The 26,719-nt window shown below is 39.5% G+C and carries 26 protein-coding genes; 16 read left to right on the top strand and 10 right to left on the bottom strand.

Features of this window, described 5'->3' with window-relative positions; all coding sequences use genetic code 11:
- Positions 1-7: 7 nt before the first annotated feature.
- From ACQCT5_RS12100 to ACQCT5_RS12075, 6 genes are all read left to right on the top strand, one after another.
- On the top strand, positions 8-436 hold the full coding sequence (locus ACQCT5_RS12100) for an organic hydroperoxide resistance protein (protein ID WP_499642172.1): 429 nt from the start codon (positions 8-10) through the stop codon (positions 434-436).
- 348 nt (positions 437-784) lie between these two features.
- A complete protein-coding gene (locus ACQCT5_RS12095) occupies positions 785-1,489 on the top strand; it encodes a response regulator (protein WP_499642170.1) in 705 nt (234 codons plus the stop codon).
- Positions 1,486-2,472, top strand: coding sequence for a sensor histidine kinase (locus ACQCT5_RS12090; protein ID WP_499642168.1), 987 nt, complete (start codon positions 1,486-1,488; stop codon positions 2,470-2,472). Before ACQCT5_RS12095 ends, ACQCT5_RS12090 begins: the two co-directional genes overlap by 4 nt.
- 135 nt (positions 2,473-2,607) lie before the next feature.
- Positions 2,608-3,366: an ABC transporter ATP-binding protein gene (locus ACQCT5_RS12085; RefSeq protein ID WP_499642167.1), complete on the top strand. Its 759-nt coding sequence runs from the start codon at positions 2,608-2,610 to the stop codon at positions 3,364-3,366.
- Positions 3,353-5,284 carry an FtsX-like permease family protein gene (locus tag ACQCT5_RS12080; RefSeq protein WP_499642371.1) on the top strand — a complete coding sequence of 644 codons (1,932 nt, stop codon included), beginning with the start codon at positions 3,353-3,355 and terminating at the stop codon, positions 5,282-5,284. Before ACQCT5_RS12085 ends, ACQCT5_RS12080 begins: the two co-directional genes overlap by 14 nt.
- A 32-nt stretch (positions 5,285-5,316) precedes the next feature.
- Positions 5,317-6,039, top strand: coding sequence for a lipoprotein BA_5634 family protein (locus ACQCT5_RS12075; protein ID WP_499642165.1), 723 nt, complete (start codon positions 5,317-5,319; stop codon positions 6,037-6,039).
- A gap of 87 nt (positions 6,040-6,126) precedes the next feature.
- Here ACQCT5_RS12075 and ACQCT5_RS12070 read toward each other — a convergent pair whose 3' ends face one another.
- The 3 genes from ACQCT5_RS12070 to ACQCT5_RS12060 are packed head-to-tail and all read right to left on the bottom strand — an operon-like array spanning position 6,127 to position 9,804.
- Positions 6,127-7,221 (bottom strand): GerAB/ArcD/ProY family transporter, encoded by a 1,095-nt coding sequence (locus ACQCT5_RS12070; RefSeq protein ID WP_499642163.1) that lies wholly within the window; start codon positions 7,219-7,221, stop codon positions 6,127-6,129.
- Positions 7,218-8,300, bottom strand: a complete 1,083-nt coding sequence (locus tag ACQCT5_RS12065) for a Ger(x)C family spore germination protein (protein WP_499642161.1) — start codon at positions 8,298-8,300, stop codon at positions 7,218-7,220. Before ACQCT5_RS12065 ends, ACQCT5_RS12070 begins: the two co-directional genes overlap by 4 nt.
- The gene (locus tag ACQCT5_RS12060; RefSeq protein ID WP_499642158.1) at positions 8,290-9,804 is read right to left on the bottom strand and encodes a spore germination protein; all 1,515 of its coding nucleotides are present in this window, start codon (positions 9,802-9,804) and stop codon (positions 8,290-8,292) included. The genes ACQCT5_RS12065 and ACQCT5_RS12060 overlap by 11 nt, the downstream gene beginning before the upstream one ends.
- Positions 9,805-10,177: 373 nt before the next feature.
- Here ACQCT5_RS12060 and ACQCT5_RS12055 point away from each other — a divergent pair, with 373 nt between their 5' ends.
- The 9 genes from ACQCT5_RS12055 (at position 10,178) to ACQCT5_RS12015 (ending at position 18,551) form a co-directional block, all read left to right on the top strand.
- Positions 10,178-10,741: a TetR/AcrR family transcriptional regulator gene (locus ACQCT5_RS12055; RefSeq protein WP_499642156.1), complete on the top strand. Its 564-nt coding sequence runs from the start codon at positions 10,178-10,180 to the stop codon at positions 10,739-10,741.
- A gap of 162 nt (positions 10,742-10,903) precedes the next feature.
- The gene (locus ACQCT5_RS12050; protein WP_499642154.1) at positions 10,904-12,088 is read left to right on the top strand and encodes an MFS transporter; all 1,185 of its coding nucleotides are present in this window, start codon (positions 10,904-10,906) and stop codon (positions 12,086-12,088) included.
- 297 nt (positions 12,089-12,385) lie between these two features.
- Positions 12,386-12,850, top strand: a complete 465-nt coding sequence (locus tag ACQCT5_RS12045) for a hypothetical protein (protein WP_499642152.1) — start codon at positions 12,386-12,388, stop codon at positions 12,848-12,850.
- 139 nt (positions 12,851-12,989) lie between these two features.
- A complete protein-coding gene (locus ACQCT5_RS12040) occupies positions 12,990-13,955 on the top strand; it encodes a DUF3231 family protein (protein WP_499642149.1) in 966 nt (321 codons plus the stop codon).
- Positions 13,956-14,583: 628 nt separating this feature from the next.
- Positions 14,584-14,982: a DoxX family protein gene (locus ACQCT5_RS12035; RefSeq protein ID WP_499642147.1), complete on the top strand. Its 399-nt coding sequence runs from the start codon at positions 14,584-14,586 to the stop codon at positions 14,980-14,982.
- Positions 14,983-15,115: 133 nt separating this feature from the next.
- Positions 15,116-16,054: a ring-cleaving dioxygenase gene (locus ACQCT5_RS12030; RefSeq protein ID WP_499642145.1), complete on the top strand. Its 939-nt coding sequence runs from the start codon at positions 15,116-15,118 to the stop codon at positions 16,052-16,054.
- A gap of 22 nt (positions 16,055-16,076) precedes the next feature.
- Positions 16,077-16,685, top strand: coding sequence for a flavin reductase family protein (locus tag ACQCT5_RS12025; RefSeq protein ID WP_499642370.1), 609 nt, complete (start codon positions 16,077-16,079; stop codon positions 16,683-16,685).
- 206 nt (positions 16,686-16,891) lie between these two features.
- Complete coding sequence (gene wrbA / locus ACQCT5_RS12020) at positions 16,892-17,557, top strand: NAD(P)H:quinone oxidoreductase (RefSeq protein ID WP_499642143.1); 666 nt, start codon at positions 16,892-16,894, stop codon at positions 17,555-17,557.
- A gap of 793 nt (positions 17,558-18,350) precedes the next feature.
- Positions 18,351-18,551, top strand: a complete 201-nt coding sequence (locus ACQCT5_RS12015; protein ID WP_499642141.1) for a hypothetical protein — start codon at positions 18,351-18,353, stop codon at positions 18,549-18,551.
- A gap of 66 nt (positions 18,552-18,617) precedes the next feature.
- On the opposite strand, the gene parC is transcribed toward ACQCT5_RS12015, so the two are convergent.
- From parC to ACQCT5_RS12000, 3 genes are all read right to left on the bottom strand, one after another.
- Positions 18,618-21,050 carry a DNA topoisomerase IV subunit A gene (gene parC / locus ACQCT5_RS12010; protein ID WP_499642139.1) on the bottom strand — a complete coding sequence of 811 codons (2,433 nt, stop codon included), beginning with the start codon at positions 21,048-21,050 and terminating at the stop codon, positions 18,618-18,620.
- A gap of 3 nt (positions 21,051-21,053) precedes the next feature.
- Positions 21,054-23,018, bottom strand: coding sequence for a DNA topoisomerase IV subunit B (gene parE, locus ACQCT5_RS12005; RefSeq protein WP_499642137.1), 1,965 nt, complete (start codon positions 23,016-23,018; stop codon positions 21,054-21,056).
- Positions 23,019-23,266: 248 nt separating this feature from the next.
- Positions 23,267-23,680, bottom strand: coding sequence for a CoA-binding protein (locus ACQCT5_RS12000; protein WP_499642135.1), 414 nt, complete (start codon positions 23,678-23,680; stop codon positions 23,267-23,269).
- Positions 23,681-23,862: 182 nt separating this feature from the next.
- On the opposite strand from ACQCT5_RS12000, the gene plsY reads away from it, so the two are divergent.
- Positions 23,863-24,471 carry a glycerol-3-phosphate 1-O-acyltransferase PlsY gene (plsY, locus tag ACQCT5_RS11995; protein WP_499642133.1) on the top strand — a complete coding sequence of 203 codons (609 nt, stop codon included), beginning with the start codon at positions 23,863-23,865 and terminating at the stop codon, positions 24,469-24,471.
- Between the two features lie 43 nt (positions 24,472-24,514).
- On the opposite strand, the gene ACQCT5_RS11990 is transcribed toward plsY, so the two are convergent.
- The 4 genes from ACQCT5_RS11990 to ACQCT5_RS11975 form a co-directional block, all read right to left on the bottom strand.
- Entirely contained in the window at positions 24,515-24,991 is a 477-nt protein-coding gene (locus ACQCT5_RS11990) for an 8-oxo-dGTP diphosphatase (protein WP_499642131.1), read from the bottom strand.
- 24 nt (positions 24,992-25,015) lie between these two features.
- Positions 25,016-25,414 carry a VOC family protein gene (locus ACQCT5_RS11985; RefSeq protein WP_499642128.1) on the bottom strand — a complete coding sequence of 133 codons (399 nt, stop codon included), beginning with the start codon at positions 25,412-25,414 and terminating at the stop codon, positions 25,016-25,018.
- A gap of 16 nt (positions 25,415-25,430) precedes the next feature.
- A complete protein-coding gene (locus ACQCT5_RS11980) occupies positions 25,431-26,003 on the bottom strand; it encodes a nucleotidyltransferase family protein (protein ID WP_499642126.1) in 573 nt (190 codons plus the stop codon).
- A gap of 122 nt (positions 26,004-26,125) precedes the next feature.
- Positions 26,126-26,719 carry a histidine phosphatase family protein gene (locus ACQCT5_RS11975; protein WP_499642124.1) on the bottom strand — a complete coding sequence of 198 codons (594 nt, stop codon included), beginning with the start codon at positions 26,717-26,719 and terminating at the stop codon, positions 26,126-26,128.

Below are 26,719 nucleotides of genomic sequence, written 5' to 3'. Positions count from 1 at the left end.
ATCAAAAATGATGAAAATCGAGAAGGAATTGTATAAGGCTACAGTAAATGTTCAAGGTGGAAGAGATGGCAAAGCTGTTTCCAGCGATGGGAATCTTAATGTGGACTTGAGATATCCAAAGGAATTAGGGGGTAACGGAGCTGGGACCAATCCGGAGCAATTATTCGCTGCAGGATTTGCCGCATGCTTTCAAGGTGCGATGGGTACTGTTCTTAGAAACAAGAATATTAAAGCAGACGGTATAACCATTGATTCTCATGTTACCCTAGGCAAGGATGCGAACGACGGTTATGTACTTGCCATTACTATGGACATCACTGTTAAAGGCGTAGAAACCAGCGTGGCGGAGGAAGTCGTTGCGGAAGCTCATAAGGTTTGCCCTTATGCCAAAGCAACTCATGGGAATATCGAAGTAATCTCGAACGTTGTTGGTTAATCAGCTCTCAGGCATTCTTGGTCATACCCCATGGGTGCATATCTTTAACAAGATATGCGCTTTTTTTATGTAGAACAATATCTTAACAAAATTAGAAATACTGACCATCAATGGAGAAATTGCTCGCTTCTGGGATACGCCATAAGGTATATAAAGTGGGCTGGTGGTTCGTCAAGGAGAGATTCATGAAAGACCTGTTTTAATCGATTTTTTTATCATTATAGTTATTTATAACCCTCCATGGCTTGCTCTTTTAGGCGAAGTGGGGTAGCCTTTTTTGACCACGGAGGTGAAGCGGGGTACAATAAACAGTGAAGAAAAACGCCTTTAAAAGGAGGCTTGTTTTATTTGCATAAAATCATGATCGTGGAAGACGATCCCAAAATAGCTGAGCTCCTTGGATCTCATATTGATAAGTATGGTGATGAGAGCATTATGGTGAAAGATTTCGAGAATGTTTTGGATCTGTTCAAGCAAATTGATCCCAGTCTTGTTCTCATTGACATTAATCTCCCCAGTTATGACGGCTATTACTGGTGCAGGCAGATCCGTTCCGTCTCCACTTGCCCCATCATCTGCATTTCCGCGAGAAGCGGTACGATGGATCAGATAATGGCCCTCGAACACGGGGCAGATGATTACATCACCAAACCATTTTCTTACGAAGTGGTCATTGCCAAGATTCGCAGCCAACTGCGGCGGGTCTATGGAGACTATGCGAACAAGACGGAGGAGCGGCAGGTGAAGCTGGAGGGTCTTGTACTGTTTCCGGAGAGGTTGGAGCTGAGACTGGACACCCTGAGTGTGCTGCTGACCAAAAAAGAGGCCGTTTTACTCGAATTGCTGCTTGTCCGCAGTCCGCGCCTGGTGAGCAGAGAAATTATTTTGGAAAAGCTGTGGGATGAACAGACCTATGTGGAAGAAAATACGCTCAGTGTCAATATTACTCGCACACGCAAGAAGCTACAAGAGCTAGGCATCGTCAATGCGCTGGAGTCGATTCGGGGCGCAGGCTACCGACTGTTGCCGATATGGAAGAAGGAGTCTAGATGAAGTTGTTTCTGAGGTCGCACATAATGCTAATAGGATTCCTACTTGTACAATTGGCCGTGGTCTTAATGGTGTTCTGGTTTGACGGCTACGATCATCTAGGCATCGCCTTGTATGCCGCCTTTCTGGGTATTTTGATTATGTCTGTCTATCTGACAGTTCAGTATTTAACGCTTCGCGAATTCTATAGACGATTGTCAGAGCCGGGCGTGGATATCTTTGAAACACCCGGACAGGCAGGTTCCGCAGTCTTATCCCGTGCACTGGATGAACTGTTGGATCACCAATACCGAAAGTCCCGGCAACAGATGAGGAATTGGGAACGCGAGCAGGCGGAACGGATTGAATTTATGAATCAATGGGTTCACCAGATGAAGACTCCTCTATCTGTGATTGAGCTGCTGACCCAGGAGTCTGACAACGAGGAAATGGACAGTATATCTGAAGAGGCCGAACGGATAAGGAAAGGTCTGGAGATGGTCCTGTATATGTCCCGGCTGGAGACGTTCGAGCAGGATTTCCACGTGGAACAAGTGGAGCTTCACAAGACGGTAGACGAAGTGGTGACGGATTATAAACGTCTGTTTATCCGCAGTCAGGTTTATCCGGAGAACCTTGTGGATGCAGGCTTAACCGTGGAAACAGACGCCAAATGGCTCCGATTCATCCTGCAGCAGTTGTTGTCCAATGCAATTAAGTTTTCTGCGGGCAGCCATCAAACAGTGAGGATTTCGGCCTTCCAGTATGACCGATCCATCGTTCTCGAGGTAAAAGACAGGGGAGTGGGAATTCCGAAACAGGATATCGACCGGGTATTTCGGCCATTTTTCACTGGAGAGAACGGCAGAAGCTTTAAGGAATCAACCGGAATGGGTCTCTATCTGGTCCAAAAGGTTGTGCAAAAGCTGAATCACCAAATTCATATAGAATCGGGAGTGGGAAATGGCACCACAGTGCATATTACCTTCCCGTATGCTTCGGGCTAGCGGATGAATACGATAAACGTATTCATCTTTTTTTGTTATCTTACAAGAATGTAAGTTTAGTGAAATGCTTAACGATACTTTGCAAGAGCATACTGATATTATACTTAAGACACAACGAGAAAGGAGAATGTCTTTATGGAAGTGCTTCATGTGAACGAGCTCAGCAAGATTTATAAGGGGAAAGTAAGCCACGAGGCTCTTACGGATATTGATTTGACGATAGGTAAGGGAGAAATTGTTGGGGTGATGGGGCCTTCAGGCAGCGGAAAGACAACGCTCTTAAACGTCATCTCGACCATTGATTCCCCAACAACGGGAAGCTTATGGATTGAAGGAGAGCAGCCGCATCTGCTGGATGAGGAGCGATTGGCGCTGTTCCGCCGCCGCAAGCTCGGTTTTGTCTTTCAGTTCTTTAACCTCCTGAATACCTTGACTGTCGCGGAGAACATGGCATTGCCACTTGCCCTCGACGGAGTTGATCCAGATGAGATTGGAGAACGGGTCGAACAGATGGCGGAGAAGCTGGGAATTCAGGCCATCTTAAACAACCGAACCTACGAAATTTCAGGCGGGCAAGCACAGCGGACGGCGGTCGGCCGCGCGCTGATTCACAGGCCGGCGCTGATTCTGGCCGACGAACCAACAGGCAACCTGGATTCCAAGGCCGCCCGTGATGTTATGGGTTTACTGACAGAACTGAACAAAAAACAAGGCACGACCATGATGCTCGTCACCCATGACGCCATGGCAGCAAGCTATTGCGATCGCGTAATTTTCATAAAAGACGGCAAGCTCTATAACGAAATTCATGCTGGAGAGAACCGGGCTGTATTTTATCAGAATATTATCAATGTGCTGTCATTGTTGGGAGGACACCGGTATGACCTTTCGTAAGCTCGCCTTCCATAATGTTATTCGCAACAAACGTTTGTATCTCGGTCATTTTTTGAGCAGCGCATTTTCGGTCATGATTTTCTTTACCTATGCCATGCTTTTGTTTCATCCTCAGCTTCAAGGTGAACTGGAGTCAACCAGTGAAACAATCGCCGCCTTGAGCAAGATGGGAATGACGACCTCTCAGGTACTCATTTTTGTATTCTCGTTTCTGTTTCTTCTCTACTCGGTGGGCTCGTTTCTGAAGATGCGCAAGAAGGAATTCGGCATTTTGATGATCCATGGGCTTTCTCCGAAACAGCAAATCCGGATGGTCTTTATGGAAAATATGGTGATCGGGATTATCTCAATCGCCGCGGGTATTGTGGTCGGTCTTGTGTTCACCAAGCTGATCCTGTTGATCAGCGCCACCATGCTGGCCATTGAGAAGGACTTAGATTTCTATTTCCCACTGAAAGCGATTGGTCTGACCACCCTTGTATATGTGTTGCTGTTTCTACTCATTTCCTGGTTCACTTCCCGATTGGTCAAAACCAAAGAGTTGGTGGAGCTGCTAAAGGGGGAGGATAAGCCGAAGCCGGAACCGAGAGCTTCAAAAGGCTTGTCAGGGCTTGCAGCCTTACTAATAGCATCAGGTTACGGGCTTGCCTTTTACTTTGTTATCGAGCGCAACATTTCATTTCTTCTGCTGTTTCTGATTGTCGCTCTATCTGTGACGGGCACTTATTTTCTGTTTACCCAGCTCAGCGTGTATTGGATTGGGGCCTTGAAGGGGAAGCGCCGACTCTTCTTTAAAAAGACGAATATCATTACATTTTCCGAGCTGTCGTACCGAATGAAAGACAATGCGACGATGTTTTTTATGGTGGCGGTCATCTCGGCAGTCGCGTTTACAGGAATGGGGACCACGATAGCTCTTGGTAATCCAGGACTGACGGAGATGACCAACCCGTTCGCATTTCGCTATCATTCCGATCCTGGCAACGAAAAGAAGGAAGAGCACCTTAACCTCATTGAGGCGGAGCTGAATAAAGCGGGCTTCTCTTACCGGACCGGTAGCTTTTCCATTAAATATACAGAGAATGGCCTGACTGTGATGCGCTTGAGCGATTACAACAGTCTACTCAAGGCGTTCGGTTATCCCGTTAATACCTTGGACATTGATAAGCAGGCGATCGCAATCCCTACAACATATGCGCAGAAAAGAGATTTTGAAGAAAAACGAGGCCTCACTTCCGAAATCGATGTGGTGGCTGGGGATGTAGATGAAAAGCTGCAAATTGTAAAAAACGTGCCACATTTGGTAGTACCTGATATAGGAAAAGCCACTATCGTGACGACAGACGCCTTGTATGAACGTCTTCCCCTGCAGGACTGGGAGGCAGGAGAGGGACGGGAAATCGTCTTTCTAGTAGACAATTGGCCGGAGACAAGGGAGGTCGCGAACAAGCTGAAAGAAGCGATTCCATGGCAGAATGGCAATCCATTCTATTTTGCGGATCCGCTCGTTCTGGAATGGCTCAAATCCAAGCAGCAAAACGGCCTCATTCTGATCATAAGCGTGCTGGTGGGAATCGTGTTCTTCACCTTTGCGGCAAGCTTTCTCTTTTTGCGCCTCTATACGGATCTGGAACGGGACCGGGCTCAGTATCAGATGATTGCAAAGGTTGGCCTAAGCCGCAAAGAGCTGGGCAGGATTGTCACCCGCCAGCTGTCATTTATGTTTTTCGTACCGCTGCTAATGGCCATTATTCATAGTACGGTGGCATTTACCGCGCTGCAGCAGCTGGTGGACTATTCTGTCTTCAAAGGAGGGGCCGCTATCTTAATATCGTTCACACTAGTGCAGACCGTGTATTTTCTGGTGGCCCGCTGGCGCTATATGATTCATATGGTGAATGGGAATCCGGAGCAATAGTTGCCATCTATAAGAAAGGGGAGGAAATAATTATGAAAAAAGGGATTATCCTATTGTTGATTATCCTATTGTTAGTGTTAATAAGCATTGTGCTGCTCGGGGTTTTTTCCAGGTCAGACGAAATGGCTGCTCCGAGAAACGGTTTGCTGCTGGTGGGGGAGAAACATGAGCTTGAAGCTGTGGTCCAGGAGCATGGGAACGAGTTCAAGAAGGTGTATACGTACACCGTTAAAGAGGCAAAAATTAAGCAAGACGAATCTGAAGTGGGGACACTGATTCTGAACCAGACAACTGCAGAAGAAATGGTGAGCCTGGGACTGTTCAGAGAAGCGCGCAATACGGACGACATTGCCATTTCCGATCCGCTGCCTGCGATGCCGAAAATGGAGGAAGGAAAGGGTACGCTCTCCACTATCAGCAAATTCAAGGACTTAACCAGTGTCGACATCGGAGGACGGACGTTGCCTGTACAATACGAAACCAACAGCTGGCTTGGTTATACCCGTTATACAGAGCACCACAGATTTATTATAATCGTTGATAATGAGACTTTCGAGCAGCTTACGACAGCCCGGGATAATACTATGACAATCGTAAGGTTTAAGAAGGATTACGGTCAACTTACGGATATTGATGGTAACGGCACCGGAGCTGTCCAGAGCAATACAGACTTGCTCAGACTAACTAAAAAGATGGAGGAACGTGTGCAATATTTGTGGCCGGTATCATTCAAAGATAGTAAAGAAGGAAAGTAGGCATACATTTTTCTTTGGGAAATTTTCAATAGCGAGGTTTCTCCTTTCACAAACAATGATCGGATCGTGAACCTCGCTGTATTACGATTAAGCTTTTATAAAATTATTCTTAATCATTTTTATGATAAGAAGGAATGGCAGATACACATATACAAAACCAATTCCTACATTAGCCGTAAAATTGAAAAGATGATCAATACTTTTAAATTCTTTAAAGCAAATGCAAGCGATCATCTCTGCAATAAGTAAGAATATTAATGTCGCTTTTGGAGGAATGGAAAAAGATCTTTTTACGATTCTTGTACATGCCCACATAGAAATACATATAGGGGAAATAACCACTAACAGCCAAATAAATATGAATACATATTCAAATCTTTCCAAGAAGGAGAATTTAACGATTTTTACCATCATCAGAGTGGGCCAAGGTAAATGTTTTAATACGTCTTGATTGAAGTATAAGAAAGAAATTAAAGTTATAATTAGATACACAATGATTGTATATATATTCCCCAAATACGCCCATTTAGAAATATCTTTATTGTTTGAACTCCTAATGAAGGGATAATACATCAGTATCCACTCAAAACCAAGAAAAAGCAGGGTATAAGCTTTAGAAGAGACAAATAGCTCACTAAGGGAATGGTTGAAGGCTGGGAGTAGATAAATATAATTCGAATGTTTCATTGGGAAATATATTAAAAAAACCAGAAAAGAAGGTAAAATAACTCCCCAGAAACTAAAGCCAGTTAAAGTACGGAAGCCACTTGATATTACATAATAAAATGTAAGTCCGAGCACTAAACAAAGTTGCCATGTTTTTATGGTAGGATACACCCATATTTGTATTACCTCAATATAAGCGCGAAGAACCGTCAAGGAAGCCAACCAAAAATAAACCAATGCCAAGATAGATAATATGTTTCCCATCGTTTTTCCAAAGCAATACTGATGAACAGCTACTAAATCATTGGTATCCCCACCTAATAGCTTAAAAATGATATAGAGTATTATTTGGGTTGTTATACCAGTTATTATTAAAGAAATCCAAGCATCTTGTTCAGCTCCTTTAATCACTTGGCTTTGAAAATTTAGAATACCGATTCCGGTTTGTGAAGAGTGAATGAGAAAAAATGTAAAAAAAGCCGAAACTTGAAATTGTTTTTCTACTTTTACATTCACTGTTTTCCCACCCCAGTTTGCCTAACGACAATTTTGGCTTTTACATCATATGTCATATTAGGATATATCCTATCGTAAAAACTCCGTTCAGAGTAATTTCTGTGATTTGCTTTATACATTCTTCCTATACCTATAGGATCTACACCATTTGTTTGAAAATCGGTAAGAAGTAATTCAGCTTCGTTAGAAATTGATTTCTGTAAGGCGTTTTTAAACGATTTAAGTTCCTTTTCATTTTCAAGATTAATCCACTCAGGCAAAGTATCAAGTTCTACATCTAAATTAAGGCTCACATTTACTTGTTCATTGAGGTTCTCCTTGATGAATTTTACCTTATGTTTTCCATAGATAGTTCTGACCCCTATATTAGCTTTATGTCCATTCATGTTAAGGTCAAAACTGTATACCCCCTTTTTGTTTCTGTCTGTCATTAATTTTAATAAGAATGTTTCTTTATCTGAAATCCTAAGTGCTAATTTATCACCTTTAAAAATCCCCATTCCATCTACATTAACAGTCCCATTAGTATCAACGATAAGATTCGGAAAGGACATATCAATTCCACTTCCAAAATACTGGTCATACATTACATGGAGGTCAGATTCGGGAATTCCATCATTTTCAATACTTTTATCAATCAAATTCATCAAGAATAGCGGACTCTCATTCAGGGTTTTTCTTAGTATTTGATCTGGAGTTCCATCTGTAATGACAATTCTTATTATACCGATTTTTGGATCCTTGCAGATTGTGTCCAATACGTCTGCTAAACCATCTCTGCTTAGTTCATCCCCAAAAATCATCATCCTTACTTGACCTATTTCAAAGGGAAATGGAGACTTATGGCTAAGTTCTTCCTGAAGACTGGATGGATTTTTTGCAGCTGCTGTGATTAAAGCAGGTTTTTCACTCTCGGCATAATTTGGATATACAACACTTGCTTTTAACATACCTTCTTCTTTATCATATCCTACATTATGCATCAAAGAGACTTCATTAATAATGCTGTGAGGTATACATCCAACAGGGATTAGAGATAGAAATACAAAACAAATTTTAACTAATATATTATTCGTCATTAATATCTACCTTCTTTTTGTTTCTCTTTATTGATGAATATTTAATATTATCTTTAGGTCTCAAATATTCTGGCCTTTTGTTTAATTTATTATAAGGTAACCTAATAATACTATCTGCAAGATTATTGCCACGAAACGGATGCAGAGGAACCATATAAGGAGTTTCAAACGATTTTAATTTAAACAAATGACAGAGTAACAATGCAAAACCTATCATAATACCTAACCCGCCAAGTAATGATGCCATAATGATAAATGGAAATCTTAATATTCTAATTGTGTTGGACATAACCATAGTTGGTGTAGTGAAAGAAGCTAAGGCTGATAAAGCGACTATAATTAATAATATATTACTTGTCAGTGCTGCCATAACAGCTGCCTGTCCAATGACAATACCTCCGACAATCCCCAATGTTTGTCCTACCTTTGTAGGCAATCGGGCTCCTGCCTCTCTTAATAATTCAATTGTCATTTCCAAAAAAAGAACTTCCAGTAACGGTGGAAATGGAACGTTTGCCCTGGACTCTATTAGCGGACCTAGTAAATCTGCGGGTATAACCTCATAGTGAAACGTCACAACCGCAACATAAATAGAGGAAGAAAAGATTGAAAAGATAATCGCAAATATTCTTGTGAAACGAAAAAATGACCCGATGACCCAGTTGTAATAATAATCTTCAGATGAGAGAAAAAAATCGAGTATGGTAGCTGGCCCGGATATTGCGTATGGTGAACCATCACTAAATAAAACTACTTGTCCTGAAGTGAGTGCATAAGAAAGTCTATCTAGCCTCTCTGTTGTCAAGTAAAGTGGAAAAGGAGTACGAGAATTATCTTTTATTATTTGGTCTATTATAGAAGTATCCCAAATAATATCAAAATCTATTTCAGAGATTCTTTTTTTTACAGTTTCTATATGTTCTTCATTTGTTATCCCATCTAAATAAACCATGGTAACCCTTGTTTTTGACAGTGAGCCTAGCACGAACTCTTCAGTAGTTAATAGAGGAGATTTTAGCTTAGATCGAAGTAAAAGAATATTGGTATCAAGACTCTCAACAAACCCTAATTTTGGCCCTATAACATTAAACTCATTCTCAGTTTCATTAGATTCTCTAACCCCTTTTGATAAATTGCTTATGTTTATTAAAAGGCAATCTTTAAAGGTATTTTCAAATTTAATTAGTACGTAACCTTGATGAATTTTCTCTTCGATTTCTTTTGCATCCCGAGTTCTAATAATATCTTCGAGTGGAAGGTTGTTTATAAATTGATGAATATCTAGAGACTCGTCTTTCTTTTTTTCACAATTATTAATGTATGGAAGAAATACACGTTCCATAGTCTTGTGATCAATAAGTGTAGTGAAATATAAAATAAATATTTGGACTCCTGAAACATTTTTTTCCAGCTCTTTAAAATCAGATGACTTTTTAGCTCTTTTCACTATTTCAGTAGGGGTTTGATTAACTGCAGAAACCTGATTATCTTTTTTCCTAGTCATAAACAAATGTACTCCCTAATATCGTGTTAAAACTTATTATTAATTTAATTAGAAATTGTATTCACTTTACTATTGAGATTGACAAAGGAATACTTAAAGCTTCTTGCCAACATGAGAAATTTCCGTGGACGTTATTAATAGAGGGGAGGGAGTAAGTAAGTGTCATTGCACATATTGAAACAATGTGATCTTGGACAACTTGTAGGGTGTGTATAGGTATGTTTCTTAAGCTTATCATTTGCTGCAAAAAAACTATTTCAGTGCCTGATTGATAGTAAATCAGTAGTGTGAAAATTCCGAAAAGTATTTTTTATATTTCGACACATTCACCTTTCATCTTGACTCTTACCTATTAGTAAGTTACTATGAGGGCATGGAAAATCGAAAAAAACAGATTGTAGACTTAGCAATAAAATTGATTCAACAAAAAGGTTATGTAGCGTTTAGCTATGATGACATCTCTAAACAACTTGGGGTGACCAAGGCAAGTATTCACTATCACTTTGAGAAAAAGGAGGATTTAGGAGTTGCAATTACCGAACGCATTTTAATAAGACTACAGAACTCTTTGTCGTTAATTAAAAATTCGTCGGTTTCTGCTGAAGAAAAACTAAAGCATTTCATTCAGCAACAAGCGGAAAGATTCAAGTGTAGTGAAATTTGTCCGATCTCTTCGTTGCAGACGGATTATGAATCTTTGCCAAATATCGTCAAAGAAAAGATTGAGGAAGTCAGCAGACTGGAACTCAAGGTAATGAAAGAATTAGTTGTTGAAGCACAAAGTGAAAATATCATAAATAATTCTGAAGACGTTCATCAGTTAGCTGTAGTGATTTTATCAAGTGTGAAGGGAGCATTATTATACAGACGTGTTCTAGGTGACGATGTATTAGTCGAAGTACTAAACCAGTTAAACCGGTTCTTAAGAAATCCGTAAGAACCGGTTTTTTATAAATCACACTTACCTTCTAGTAAGTAGAATTTTATTAGATTAACTTTGTTTTAAATTTTATATGAAAGCTACGTTTAAACCATATCTTATAAAATTTCTATTAGTATAACTATTCGTATATATAAAATCTTTTTGGAGAAATAGAAAGTGGGTGTTGTCGTAGTGAAAAGAATGTTATTGGTTTCTCTTTTAATGTCGAGTGGGGCTACCTTTATTACTCCATTATTCCCTTTGTATAGTGAGACTTATCAACTGAACAGTTTACAAATCACGATCCTGTTTGCCATTTATGCTGCTTTCCTATTACCAACTTTATTTGTTACTGGAGAAAAAGGGAGCACTTGGGGATTAAAAATGGTTGTTCGCATCAGCATATGGATATCCATCACATCTACCTTGTTTTTTCTGGGTAGCCAAAGTGCCTGGATGCTCTATGTCGCCAGGTTATTGGAAGGAATCGCTTACGGAGCCTTTACTGGAACAGCTGTTGCTTTTCTAATGAAGCAAACTCCTCCAAATAAAGTAAGCGCAGCTCTCAAGTTATCAGGAGTCACGATTCTCGTTGGATTTGGTCTGGGACCAGCTATCTCAGGTTTAATCTCGCAATATTTACAACTGCAACCACTCCGATTGCCATTTTGGGTTTTGCTGGTCTTGCTTATCATCTCACTAATCGTACTGGAAACAATTCCTAAAGATGTTGTTTCCCGTGGGGAAAATCGAGAAAAAACTAAGATATCATTTGGTGTACCAAGCAATATTCGTTCTCATTTTTGGTCAATGGTCGGACTGCCAATCTTCACTGTTTTCACAATACAAGGAATAGCGTTTGCCCTTATTCCTAATTTCGTCAAGAATGTCATTCAAACGTCTAATCTCTCCGTTTCTGGATTAATCATTTTCGTGCTTCTCAGTGGAGCAGCTTTGGCTCAGTTCATACCTTGGCCAACTCATCCAGTTACACGTATCAGATTAGGCATCCTGCTTCTTGCGATTGGATCATGGGTTATTGTTTTTTCGGGTATAACATCAAGTTTGTCATTACTCTGGACAGGCATTGTCATCCAGTCTATCGGCGGTGGATGGACTTTTCAAATTGCATTACGATTTGCCGGACAGTTACCGGAACCAAAAGCACGCCCACGAGTCATTTCTGCTTTTTATTTGTGTGCATATTCTGGATTTATCGTTCCGGTTATTGGAGTCGGAGCGCTTACACAATATTTCAATTTGAACATTTCGCTGACCGTTCTAAACTTGTTTGCTGCGCTCATTGTTATTTATGTGTTGATGTATTCCGTCAGGTTTAATCGCACTTTTTCGGGAAGTTAATGATTTTTCGTTCCTAAAAAGAGAGGATTGTTTAGAATTTAATGAAATTTGTAAAGCAAAAGCCTCAAATGAGGCAGAAGAAGATAAAGAAAATCAAGTAAGTTAGAGGTTAGAAAATGGTTTATGGATTATGAAATAGAAATTTTGTAACATATAAAAAACCTTATGGGGATAAAATAGTTTTGAATTTAAGGCAGATTATATTAGAAATATAATCGCAATTATTTTGATGTCATTTAACTTTGAAAAGGGGATTAATCCAACCATATTATAGACTTGGTAAGGGGCTAGAATAAAGTGGAGAACTCAACAGAAAGGTTATTATGGAGTATTGCTCTTCCTGGTTTTGGACAATTTTTAAACGGTAAACTAATAAAGGGTATAGTTATTATATTTTTAGAGTTCCTTATAAATGTACAAGCGAATTTTAACGAGGTAATTATTTCAAGCTTTCAAGGAGATATTGAAAAGGCAATTGCACAAACCGATTATTTATGGCTAATGTTTTATCCTTGTTTGTATTTCTTTGCTATGTGGGATGCTTATAATGATGCGGATGGAGGGAAAAACAGTTATTCGTTTCTACCATTTGTGTTTGCAGCCTACTTTGTAACTGTTGGGTGTATATATTCCTCTACCTTTAAGCTTTTCGGGGTATTATTAGGTCCTGTTTGGCTTCCAATATTGTGTGTAATACCAGGTGTCAGTGTGGGATTTTTATTAAGAAAAATATTTAAGAAAAAACACATTGAACACCTTTAAACAAAGCAGCCTATATTGTTGATCCTTGTAATGAGATACCATGTAAGATATTAGTATGAAACACAAAATAATGAATAATTACCAATTTTGATTACAAACTAAGAATAAAATATATTGTGGAGTTGGAGGGGTCTTTTATATGAATTTAAACGAATTAGGCTTTCTTTGGTACTTACAATCAAGTTCAAATATGGTCAATATTTTTTTGGAGAATCTTATAGAAACTGCTGAAGATCACGATTTAAAGAGTGTTTTAAATGAAATTAAAACACTTTCAACATTTCAAGAACAAGAGGCGTTGCAAATTCTTTCTGAAAATGGATTTATTGTTACACCATTTTTTAATGAAAATGATTTATATTCCCCCACAGAAAAGCTATTTTCTGATCAATTAATTATAGAAATTCTTAAGCATATAACTAGTAATGGACTACGTGTACTTTCTTATCAATATTCGGACCTAACAGAACCAAAGGTAAAGAATTTCTTTAAAGAAATACTCAATAAGTTAATACAAATTGACAATTTGCTTTTAAAATTGTTAGAAAACAAAGGTTTATTACAAAATAGGTCATTTTCATATAAAAATGCCGAAGACAGAGAAAGCAAGATTTTTAAAGTTGCATCAACACAGCAAAGACCACTTAATGCGGTTGAATTAGCAAGTATGTTTGGTTCATTTCAATGTAATAATGTTGGTCTAGCCATATGTACTGCATTTTCTGATGTTGCAAAGGATGAAGATTCAAAGAGGTTTTTGCAAGATGGGACCAAATTGGCTTATCGACAAGCTGCTACTTTTTCCGATATATATAGAGAAAACGGAGTTCCAACAACAACCGGATTAGAGGCTCATGTCTATAAAGTGAGTAATTCTCCATTTTCAGATAAACTAATGGCTAACTTAATAATGTTCTTAAATCCCATAGGAATCGGTAATTTACAAACTGCTGTAGTATCTAGTTATAAAAAAAGCCACGTGAAAATACTAAAGGAACTAATTGAACAGATAGAAAGCTATTCGGAAAAAGGGTTTAAGTTATTAGTGAGGAAAAACTGGTTTAATGAGCCACCTTTAACAAATAGGTCAATTGATAATTATTAAAAATATTTAGATGTGGAAATCATTAGTACCTATATTCAAATAATTGGTACAATTATCGTTTTTTATCCAATGATTAGCTAAATTAAATGAAAGTTATCGTAAAAAAGGATAGGATACAATCTCTCTTGTTTTGGGAGATTGTTTATTTTTTTCAAGATAGTTGTATAGTTATGACAACATCAATCCCTATTAGAGATACCAGTTAGCTCATAAAAAGCAGCTGCGGAAATGGTTCAAGTAAAAAACGACACAAAATATTTACTCCAATAAATGGTCGAATCCCCGGAATAAGTATTTCACTCTTTTATAATGAATAGACCAAATAATTGAACAACATCTAAAAAGAAAGGGGGATATATTGAAAATCATGTTATTGTGAAGGATTGTACTTAAACTAAACGATCGGAACATGTTAGTTTAAGAAGAAAAAACAAAAATTAGTTCAACCTAAAATTAATATGGATATTGACAAAAAAATTCATAAGTATTATTATTATCTCAGATTCAAGATATTTTAATTCGAGATTCTAATGTGGAAGAAAAGAAATTTTGAAAATAGTAAGAAATAAGCTTAATTTTTTTATAGAAATATCTTGAATTCAAGATAAAATATTAGGGGGATTTATAGATGATAAATATTGGTTTATTATTCATTCGGTTGATAGTAGGTTTACTTTTTGTGGGGCACGGTGCTCAAAAATTGTTTGGTTGGTTTGGTGGTTATGGGTTAAAAGGTACAGGAGGTTGGTTTGAATCCATTGGTATGAAACCAGGCGTAACCATTGCTCTTTTTGCCGGATTAGCAGAACTTATTGGGGGGATATTGCTTGCATTAGGACTTTTAACCCCACTTGCAGCAGTTTTAATCGCAGGGACTATGATTATGGCTATTATTAAAGTGCATGCACCAAACGGATTATGGGCAACAGCTAATGGATATGAATATCAACTAACGTTGATTGCGGTTGTTATTGGTATTGCCTTAATCGGTCCTGGTCAATTTGCTTTAGATGCATTATTATTCTAACTTAACTCAAATTTTAGATTATTAAATTGGAAAAATGGAATTAAATTTTACAAGACTTGAACTATAAATGTAGGAACAAAATAAGTAATAAAGATTCTTTACAAATTTTTAAAATTAAAAAAGGAGTTAAAAAATGAATAAGAAAACAATTGGTATTCACCATATCACAGCAATTGTCGGTCATCCGCAAGAAAACGTGGATTTTTATGCAGGAGTATTAGGATTGCGATTAGTAAAGCAAACGGTCAATTTTGATGATCCAGGTACTTATCACCTTTATTTCGGTAATGATGGTGGGAAGCCTGGAACCATCATGACATTCTTTCCATGGGCAGGAGCTCGTAAAGGAGTTATCGGTGACGGTCAAGTGGGCGTAACATCTTATGTAGTTTCGAAAGGTGCGATGGAATTTTGGGAAATGAGACTTGAAAAGTTTAATGTTCCTTTTACAAAAAAGGAACGTTTTGGTGAGCAGTATTTGGAATTTGATGATCCTCATGGACTTCACCTTGAAATTGTTGAAAGAGAAGAAGGGGAAATCAACACTTGGACTTTTGGTGAAGTAACACCCGATGTCTCTATAAAAGGTTTTGGCGGAGCAACTCTATTATCAACCCAACCAAATAAAACGGCTGAAATGTTAGAGAATGTAATGGGACTTGAATTAGTCGGTAAAGAAGGAGATTTAGCTCGTTATCGCTCAACTGCTGATATTGGAAATATAATCGACCTTAAATTAACTCCTTTTGGACGCGGACAAATGGGCGTGGGAACTGTACACCATATTGCATGGCGTGCGATTGATGACCAAGATCAATTGGATTGGCAAAAATATGTTGACTCCAAAGGGTATGCTGTCACTCCTGTACAGGATAGAAACTATTTTAATGCTATTTACTTCAGAGAACATGGAGAAATACTGTTTGAAATTGCAACAGATCCTCCAGGATTCGCACATGATGAATCTCTTGAAACGATGGGAGAGAAATTAATGTTGCCTGAACGGTATGAACAAAATAAATTTCAAATTGAACGAGGGTTACTACCATTCGAAGTTAGAGAATTAGATTAAAACGAAGAAAGGAATGATTTCGTTGCTTTCGATAGACCCAACCCAAAATACAGAAAGGGAAAATTATAAATTCCTAATAGGAAGTATAATCCCAAGACCTATTGCATTTGTCACAACGATTTCAAAAGACGGCATTTTAAATGGGGCACCTTTTAGCTATTTTAATATAGTATCATCCAATCCCCCGATGATTTCATTATCCATTCAACGGACATCTGGGAGACAAAAGGATACAGCAAGGAATATCATCGAGTCAAAGCAATTTGTCGTTCATATCGTTGACGAGCAGAATGTTGAAAAGGTAAATATAACAGCTGCAAACCTTCCTCCAGATGAAAGTGAGATTGAGTTAGCAAACTTAACTCCAATAGAAAGTGTAAAGATTTCCGTACCAGGGGTACATGAAGCGAAAATTCGAATGGAATGTTCATTGGAGCATTCGTTGGAATTGGGAGGCTCGGCTACACCGGGGGGTGATTTTATAATAGGAAAAGTTGTTCAATTTCATATTGAAAATGACATTTACGAAAATGGAAGAATTAATCCAATTGGCTTGGCTGCAGTTAGTCGGTTGGCAGGTAACAGCTATGCTAAGATTGGCGAGATTTTTGAAATAGAAAGAACTGAATAGTTCCCAATTAAATTCCATTGATTTAATGGAGAGGTCAATATGCAAATAACAGAAGGTATTCATCATATCTGTTAATTATTATAAAAAAATGTACTTATAATTAGTACCTCATTTAATCTTTCACAAAGGTTACAAATGAGTTAAAAAGAATTGCTTAATATATGAATTTAGACTTCTAAAGTAAGAAATAATAGGTGGTGTATTAAATGGGTATCATATCCAGATTATTTGGAAAACCAACACAAAAGGAGTCAGTTAAAATGACAAATGTAAAACTAGCAGTGATTTATTACAGCATGGGTGGTACAAACTATCAACTCGCCAGATGGGCAGAAAAAGGTGCGGAAGAAGCTGGGGCAGAAGTAAAAGTATTAAAAGTTCCTGAACTAGCTCCACCATCTGCAATCGAAGCAAATCCAATTTGGAAAGCGACAGTCGAAAAGACCAAAGATGTACCAGAAGTAAAATTGGAAGATTTAGAATGGGCAGATGCCATTATATTCAGTGTACCAACCCGCTTTGGCAATATGCCATCCCAAATGAAACAATTCTTAGATACAACTGGCGGACTTTGGTTTAATGGAAAGCTAGTGAATAAGGTTGTAAGTGCTATGACTTCCGCCCAAAACCCTCACGGAGGTCAAGAGGCAACTATATTATCACTATATACAACAATGTATCATTGGGGTGCAATCGTTGCTACTCCTGGTTATACAGATCCAGTAACTTTTGGAGCTGGTGGTAATCCATATGGAACAAGTGTAACCGTCGGTCAAGATGGGAAAATGATTGAAGATGTTCAAGCAGCTGTAAAGCATCAAGCAAAGCGTACTGTTACAGTTGCAGAGTGGGTAAAGAAAGCGAATAATTAATACATGTCGGTGTAAAAAAAGCTTTTTTTTACAAGTGGTTACAGAATGACTTTACTTTTAATAGGTCATTCCATGAAATTGAGATGAAAAATTTATAATGAAATCAAAAGAAGAACAGGGCGTAGTACTAGCCGTGTTCTTCTCTTTTGGTTTTAACAAGTTAACATAACATTTATTATCGGTAGTTGTTAATTAATAATGATTTCTGTATCAATAACTAAGTATACTCTGGATAGTGAGACGGAATAACTTGAATTATAGTTTTGCTGGATTGTTTACAAAACCGTGCTTTTTCATCTAATATCATACAAATTAAATAAAACTCATTATTTAAGCTCAAAATTCAGATTTGATTCAAAAACTCGCTAGTTCTAATCAACAATTTGTCTCGGCAATTTTTTTATTTTTACCTTGTAGCTTTTTACTGCAATTTTTGAATCTATTTCAATTCTACCTCTTTTCAAAAAATCTATTTATAAGTTTACATAATAAAGTTATGTATAACAAACTTCCTTCTCAAAATAAAAACCAGCTTTCTGACTAACTCATCTTTTGGCATGTCTTACACATTCCAATCAATAAAATTACTTCTGCCCCCTCTTTGATGATTTTTCTCGTATATTAACATGTTTTAGACATTATTTCTTTTAAGCGCATCATCCTTCATTTCAAAGAGGCATTCATGATCTCTGCTATCTAATATCCCTTACAACGAGATTCCAACATAATTTTCCGATAAACGCTTATACTACTAAAATAAAGATAAAGAACTTCCAATGAAAGAGGTTTTTGGATGAAGACGAAACATATCTTGTTGATTGTAATCCCTGTTCTGTTAGGGAATGTGATTAGCAATTGGTTTTTTATCACCCATAAAAAAGAGGCGGATTTAAAAAGCGCACTTTTCAGCGGAGTAGTGTTAACTATATTAGGTGTTCTGTATTCCACCTTCCAGACATTATTTATTGTAAGAAGTAGGCCGAAGAGTAATTGAAAAGAAAAAGCAGTGAACAGAAATGTCTGTTCACTGCTTTTTTTGTCTAAAAGGCGGTTTTTCCGTCTATTTTGCTTCTTCAGGCTCGACAACCCACATTTCAGTAACATCTCCAGCATCCTGCTGATCGATGATAAAAGATCCGTTGGAATAGCGATCATTGTTACGGTAGTTGGCAGATTCCAGTACTTCCAATGTACCTTTTTCCGTCTGAATATAAACCAGACTGTTCGATTGGACCATGTCCACTGCTGCAATTAAATGAGGGTTGTTTTTCACCTCTCGCAGCATCACCAGACCACGTTTGGCACGTGAGCCTTTATCAAACTCGGTAATCTTCAGCTTTTTCACCGCACCACGATGAGTTGCAATAAAGAGCAATACTTTAGTTTCTTTTTCAAAAACCAATCCGTTAATGACATAGTCGTCATCCTTCAGATTAATACCTTTAACCCCTGCTGCACGGGCACCGACAACATTGATTTCCTCTTCGGTAAACCATAGTCCATAGCCATTTCTTGTTGCAAGGAACAGATCCTGATTGCCATCTGTAATATGGACATTGACGAGCTGGTCATCCCCCTTCAGGTTTACTGCCATCAACGGTTTGGAATACCTTTGCGCTTTATATTGGGATAGCTCCGTCTTTTTGACCATCCCCTTCTTCGTGATGAATAATAGGAATTTCGGTTCTTCAAAGTTGCTGACAGGAATTGCCTTTAGTATGAATTCATCCTTGTCAATGCTGATGATATTGGCCACATGCTGCCCCATGTCCTTCCAACGGATATCAGGAAGTTCATGGACAGGCAGGTACAGATAGTTCCCTTTATTGGTAAACAACAGAAGTGTATCTGTTGTATTAATATCAAGTTTAGCAATGACCCTGTCGGATTCCTTCATACCGAAATCCTGGCCATTGGAGGCTGAATAAGATCGAAGACTGGTTCGTTTTACATATCCATCCTTTGTTACTGTGACAATAACATCCTCGGATGGAATCATTACCTCAAGATTGATCTTGATTTCTTCAATTTCCTGTTCAATCTTGGACTTTCTATCATTCGTATAAAGCTTTTTCACACGCTTCAAGTCGGCTTTTATGACAGAAAACAGCTTCTTTTCACTGGATAGAATGGCTTCTAGCTCCGCTACCTTCTTTGCCAGCTCATCCGCTTCCTGCTGAAGTGCAGTAATGTCCGTATTCGTTAAACGGTATAACTGCAAGGAAACAATCGCTTCCGCTTGCGGTTCTGTAAATGTGAATTTGGCAATCAAATTGTCTTTTGCGTCCCGCTTATCCTTGGAAGCACGAATTGTGGCAATAACTTCATCCAGGATGGATAGGGCCTTCATAAGACCTTCTACTACATGCTGGCGATCTTTCGCCTTTTCAAGTTCAAAGCGTGAACGATTGGAGATAACCTCTTTCTGATGCGCAATATAGGCATCCAGGAAGTGAGGCAATCCCATCAAGGTCGGTCTTTTGTTATAGATCGCAACCATGTTGAAGTTGAACGTTATTTGCAAATCGGTGTTTTTATACAAGTAATTAAGTATACCTTTTGCATCCGCTTCTTTTTTCAACTCGATTACGACTCTCAGTCCTGTACGATCCGTTTCATCGCGAACTTCGGAGATGCCGTCCACTTTTTTGTCATAGCGGAGCTCATCGATCTTTTTTACAAGGTTTGCCTTATTCACTTCATAAGGAACTTCTGTGATTACGATTTGCTGCTTTCCGCCGCGAACGTCCTCCACTTCCGCTTTTCCACGGATAATGATCTTCCCTTTACCTGTCTCATAAGCTTTCTTGATGCCTTCCACACCTTGAATGATACCTCCTGTCGGAAAATCAGGTCCTTTGACAGCGGACATCAGTTCCTCCACGGTAGTGTTCGGATTATCGATGCGCATGATGGTTGCATCAATTACTTCTCCAAGGTGATGAGGGGGGATATCGGTTGCATAACCAGCTGAGATACCTGTAGACCCATTCACCAAAAGGTTCGGGTACATGGCAGGCAAAACAGTCGGTTCTTTGCTCGTATCATCAAAGTTCGGGATAAACTCAACAGTCTGCTTATCCAAGTCTCTTAAAAGCTCAGAAGCGATCGGCGATAACCGCGCCTCGGTGTAACGCATGGCAGCCGGAGGATCTCCATCAATACTACCGTTGTTACCATGCATTTCAATCAGCATGTTCCGAACCTTCCAGTCCTGGCTCATACGCACCATCGCATCATAAACGGATGAATCCCCATGTGGATGGTAGTTACCGATAACATTACCGACTGTCTTGGCAGATTTACGGAAAGGCTTATCTGCCACATTTCCTTCGTGATACATCGCATAAAGAATACGGCGTTGTACCGGCTTTAGTCCATCACGTGCATCAGGTAAGGCACGCTCTTGGATAATGTATTTACTATAACGTCCAAATCGGTCGCCTAATACTTCCTCTAGGGGTAAGTCATGAAATTTCTCTGTCTGTGTCATCTATTATACCTCCTCAGCGACCAATAAATTATCATTTTCCAGGATATTTGGGTCTTCCTCAAGCCCAAATGCCACATTGCTTTCAATCCATTTACGTCGTGGCTCTACTTTATCTCCCATCAGGGTGGTCACACGGCGTTCCGCTCTTGCTGCATCATCAATACGCACTCGAATAAGCGTACGCGTCTCAGGATTCATCGTTGTTTCCCATAGCTGGTCTGCATTCATTTCCCCGAGACCTTTATAACGCTGAATCACATATCCTCGGCCAATTTTCTGAATCGCACCTTGCAATTCTTCGTCCGACCATGCATATTCGAGCACTTCTTTTTTTCCGGTACCTTTACTAACCTTATACAGCGGTGGCAAGGCGATGAACACTTTACCCGCTTCAATAAGTGGTTTCATGTAACGGTAGAAGAACGTCAACAGAAGCACCTGGATATGAGCACCGTCCGTGTCGGCATCAGTCATGATGACTACTTTATCGTAGTTGATATCTGCAACCGAGAAGTCAGGTCCGACTCCACCGCCAATCGCATGAATAATCGTATTGATCTCTTCATTTTTGAAAATATCGGCAAGCTTAGCCTTTTCTGTATTGATTACTTTTCCTCGCAAAGGCAGTACCGCCTGGAAGCGTCGATCACGGCCCTGTTTTGCAGAACCTCCTGCAGAGTCACCCTCTACCAGGTAGATTTCATTCTTTTGCGGATTACGTGATTGAGCAGGCGTCAGCTTTCCGCTCAGCATCGCATCAGAACGTTTTCGTTTCTTGCCGCTCCTTGCATCCTCACGCGCTTTTCTTGCCGCTTCACGTGCCTGAAAGGCTTTGATGGATTTCTTGACAAGCATCGAGCTTGTATCCGGATTCTCCTCCAAAAAGTAAGCCAAATGCTCAGAAACGATTGAATCTACTGCAGAACGCGCTTCACTCGTTCCAAGTTTTCCTTTTGTCTGACCTTCGAACTGCAAAAGCTCCTCCGGTATACGGACTGAAATGATTGCAGATAATCCCTCACGGATATCAGAACCATCCAGATTTTTATCTTTTTCCTTCAGAAGACTCACTTTTCTCGCATATTCGTTAAAAATTCGGGTCATTGCAGTTTTTGCACCGGATTCATGCGTTCCACCGTCTTTTGTACGTACATTATTTACAAAAGAAAGAATCGTCTCTGAATAGCCGTCATTGAATTGAAATGCAAAATCCACTTCAATCCCGTTTTGAGCGCCTTCAAAGGACACCACGTTATGAAGTGCATCTTTTTCCTCATTCAAATAAGTGACAAAGGCTTCGATTCCACTTTCATAGTGAAATACTTCCTTGATGCCATTACGCTCATCATTTATCTCAATCTTTAATCCCTTCAGCAGAAACGCCGATTCTCTCAGGCGTTCACATAAGGTTTCAAAGTTATAGGTGGTTGTACTGAAAATGGTAGTATCAGGCTTGAAATGAATCGTTGTACCTGTCTGTTTCGTCGTACCGATCTTTTCTAAGGTCGTTACAGGCTTCCCGCCGTTCTCAAAACGCTGTTCATAGATGAAACCATCACGTTTGATCGTCACAGTCAGCCATTCGGATAGGGCGTTAACAACAGACGCACCAACTCCGTGCAGACCACCACTTGTTTTGTAGCCGCCTTGTCCAAATTTTCCACCTGCATGTAGTACCGTTAAAATGACTTCTGGGGTAGGTTTTCCCATCTTATGCATTCCGGTAGGCATACCACGGCCTTTATCCTTCACGCTAATACTGTTGTCTTTATGTATGTTCACAATGATATGATCTCCGAATCCGCCCAATGCTTCATCGACTGAGTTGTCCAGGATCTCATATACAAGATGATGAAGACCTCGGGTGTCCGTACTTCCGATATACATCCCCGGACGCTTACGGACTGCCTCCAGACCTTCTAATACCTGTATCGCATCATCGTTGTATTCAATCGTATTCTTTGCCACCAAAAACATACCCCTTTCACTGCTACTGCCACTATCTCTATATGTATAGGTGTTGCGTATATATTAATATTTATCCAATTTGCCGTTTCCCAACAAACAAATATTCGTTTATATATTAACATACATTTTAAAGTTGTCTACGTTCTATTGTATAGAGTTCATCGACTTTCGCCAATAACTTTTGGCGAATATTGTCATAAAAAGAATAAAAATCCTTGTTTCATGGAAGAAAACAAGGATGAAAAGCACTATTTTGTTAAAGCATGCTCCACTTTGATACAACGATCCATGATCACGGTATAGCCCTTGTCCTTTAACAGATGGTAAGCTTTCTCGTCTTCTAGCCCCAGTTGCGCCCAATAGATATCTGCATCAATCTCCAGAAACTCCTTCGCCACATCATAGAGATGCTCGCTGCGACGGAAGACATTCACGATATCGACATGGCCTTCAATCTCCTTCAGTGAAGCAACGGCTTTAACACCCAGCACTTCCTCCACAATAGGATTGACGGGAATGATCTCATAGCCAGCATCCTGCATGGCTTTGGAAACCATATAGGACGTTCTTTGGGGGTTGTCCGACAACCCTACAACCGCAATTCGTTTGCTTTTCTTTAATATTTTGCCGATTTCCTCGCGACTTGGATATGTTAGACTCATTATTTTTAGCCCCTTTCAAAATGGTATCTGTGTTTGGTATACCCTTAAAATCTTACTTTTAACATCAGGTTACCGCCTCTTTCACCTTTACTTAATTCTGCACAACTTGCAAGAAACCCTTTGCTTCTCTTAAAATTTGGCATATATTAAAGATAGGAATATTACATAAAGGAGTTTATAGAATGATTGAAATCATAATACTTATTCTTGCTTATCTATTAGGCTCCATCCCCTTTGCTCTTGTTGTCGGTAAAATAGGCTATGGTATTGATATAAGACAGCATGGCAGTGGAAATCTGGGTGGAACCAATACTTTCCGTACTTTAGGGGTGAAAGCTGGCTTGATCGTTACGGTCTGTGACATCCTGAAAGGCACACTTGCCGCTTCCTTACCGTTGCTAATGGCTGCAGAAATTCATCCATTGATTGCAGGATTATGTGCCGTAGTCGGACACGTCTACCCTGTTTTCGCAAAGTTCCGTGGCGGTAAAGCAGTCGCAACGTCGGGTGGAGTATTGCTTTTTGTCAGTCCCATCATGTTTGGCATTATGCTATTTTGTTTCTTTTTATTTTTGTTTCTTACCAAATATGTATCGCTATCATCCATACTGACAGGTATCGTAACAACCGCATACAGCATAATGTTCGGCGACCTTCCATTGATTATTGCCGTTTCACTTCTTGCAGCCTTTGTCATATTCAAACACCGGACAAATATCAGCAGGATAATCAATAAAACGGAGCCAAAGATCACTTGGCTGAGCTTGAAAAAGAAAAATCAGACCAACTGACATCCTGCAAATCAAAAAGCTCAGAAAATATCTGGGCTTTTTTTTATAGCTGTTTAACTGTTTCTCTTAAGGTCTTTTTTTCTTCCTCATCCCACACAGAGTAAATCTCAAAAGTACCCTCCTGGAAAAACAGCGGAAATCTCCTTTTGAACCAAGGCTGCATCGGTAGCTCCTTTGCTTCATGAATGGAGACCCAGTGAAGTGTTCCTTCAGGAGGATTCGGTAAAAGGTTCCCTTCAAAGGTGCTGGTAAGGTAGTTGAACACCATATACCTGTAGTTCTTTTTTACATCTACAAATTCATCAAGTCCTTTGTAGATCAGATTACTGACACGAAGGCCCGTTTCCTCATATACTTCCCGTGCCACTCCTTCTGTCAGGCTTTCCGGAAAATCCAATTTGCCTCCTGGGGCGATGAAACCTGGAAACCCTTTATTACTGGGTCTATCCAGCAGCAAAACCTTATCCCCATCTTGAACAAGACACATCGTATAGATGTCGACTTTAATATTATCTGTCATAGGTGATCCCTTCTTTTTGTAAATTCAATTCTGCGGCGCAACCAATTCGACCTTTATTCGGTCAGGATCCTCAAAAAATACGGCATAATAATCATTTCCACCGGCAAATGGATGCTTATCCTGGTAAAGGATCGACACATTTCGATCTTTTAAAGCGTGTGTCAACTCGTCCACTTTAGCTCTTGAAGCAGCATGAAAAGCCAGATGATTCAAACCCACTCTGCTTCGATGATAGGGAACATCCAAAAACCGCTCCTCTGCCTGAACAAAAACGAGATAGGTTTCCCCCAGCTTCCAGCTTTGCCCCTTTTCCCACTGTTGATAGACTTCATAGCCCAATTGTTCGAGAAGCCATCCCCAAAATTCTTTCGACCTCTGAAGATTAGAAACATAGATCTCCAAGTGATGCAGCAATCCCTGCATACTTTTTCACCATCCCTTATTTATTGACATGGACTACCTCAATTTTAGTCCAAATGGATTGCCAATTCTTTTTTTGAATTCGGCCTTTAAATATCTTTTTCCGCTCCTCCGTTTTAGTAAAAAACTCTGTTGGTCTTAGCTTCAGCCCCAAAACATCTTCTACTCCGCATGGAGCGGCAAGGATGACGGAATCATGCTTATCCAACTTTACACCAAGCGCTGTTGCAGTCTCGGGAAACTTAGAAATTGCATCAACAGAGGAGGAGTAAGGGTCCAGATTGTTAACCTGATGCATTCTCACTTGGTTTTTAACAGACCAGGGAATGGCGGGATGGATGGCCGCAAGTTTCGTTTCCAGTGCCTTTTCTTCAGCTTCGTCTCGCATTTCAGGGTCGAAGTAGATAACATCAATATCGGGAAGCTCCGTTCTTTCTTTAAAATGATGAAGAGTATCCCAAATTTTTGAACGTACAAACCCTGCACAGACCCACCAATCGGGTAAATCAAGGGTACGTGCCGTTTTCAGGATCTCCATCATCCAAGGATCCTTCTCTATTATTCTTATAATATCCTCTTCATTATTGAGCATATATGCCCTCCTTTACGGGTTACGAACATATATTCTCATTATAAGTCGAAGTGAACAAAAATGAAAGTATATTCTGGGAATATAAAAGGTGATGAGAGTTATCATCACCTTTTTCGCTACTTTTAGCCTTTTAAAATAGTTTGATCCAGATGCTTCACACAGTTATATAACTCACAATTCCAGTTGTTTTCCGTAATTGTCAGTCTTGTGATGGACGTATTCTGCAGATGACTTGTCAAATCCACGCCAGGTGTCAATTCCCTTAATAGATGCCTGATGAAAGACCCGTGACTTACAATCAGAATATTGGAATCAGGATGCTTATGATTAATTTCATTCAAACACCCAAGCCCACGCTCAAGGACCGATTCAACCTTTTCGACTCCCAGATCCATCGAGCGCCAATCGGCTCCCCATTTTTCCAATCTTTCCGTTTCTGTCGTTCCTTCTATCAGGCCGCCGCTTACCTCTCTTAACCTGGTATCAAGGATAAGGGCAGGAACGTCCAGCCTATCCGCCACTATCTCAGCTGTCTGATGAGCCCGCAATAGGTTACTGGAGTATATGTAATCCCATTCCTCTGACAATAGTCGTTCTGCAAGCTTTACAGCATCATTGATGCCATCCTGATCCAATGGGATATCCGAACTCCCCTGTGCCCTTCTCTCTTTGTTCCATGATGTGCTTCCATGACGAATAAATCCGAATCTAGTCAT

The organism is Sutcliffiella halmapala, from assembly GCF_050107295.1.
Lineage (GTDB): Bacteria > Bacillota > Bacilli > Bacillales > Bacillaceae_I > Sutcliffiella_A > Sutcliffiella_A halmapala_A.
The sequence above is the reverse complement of the archived record's forward strand: the minus strand, read 5'-3'. Positions and strand labels throughout refer to the sequence as shown.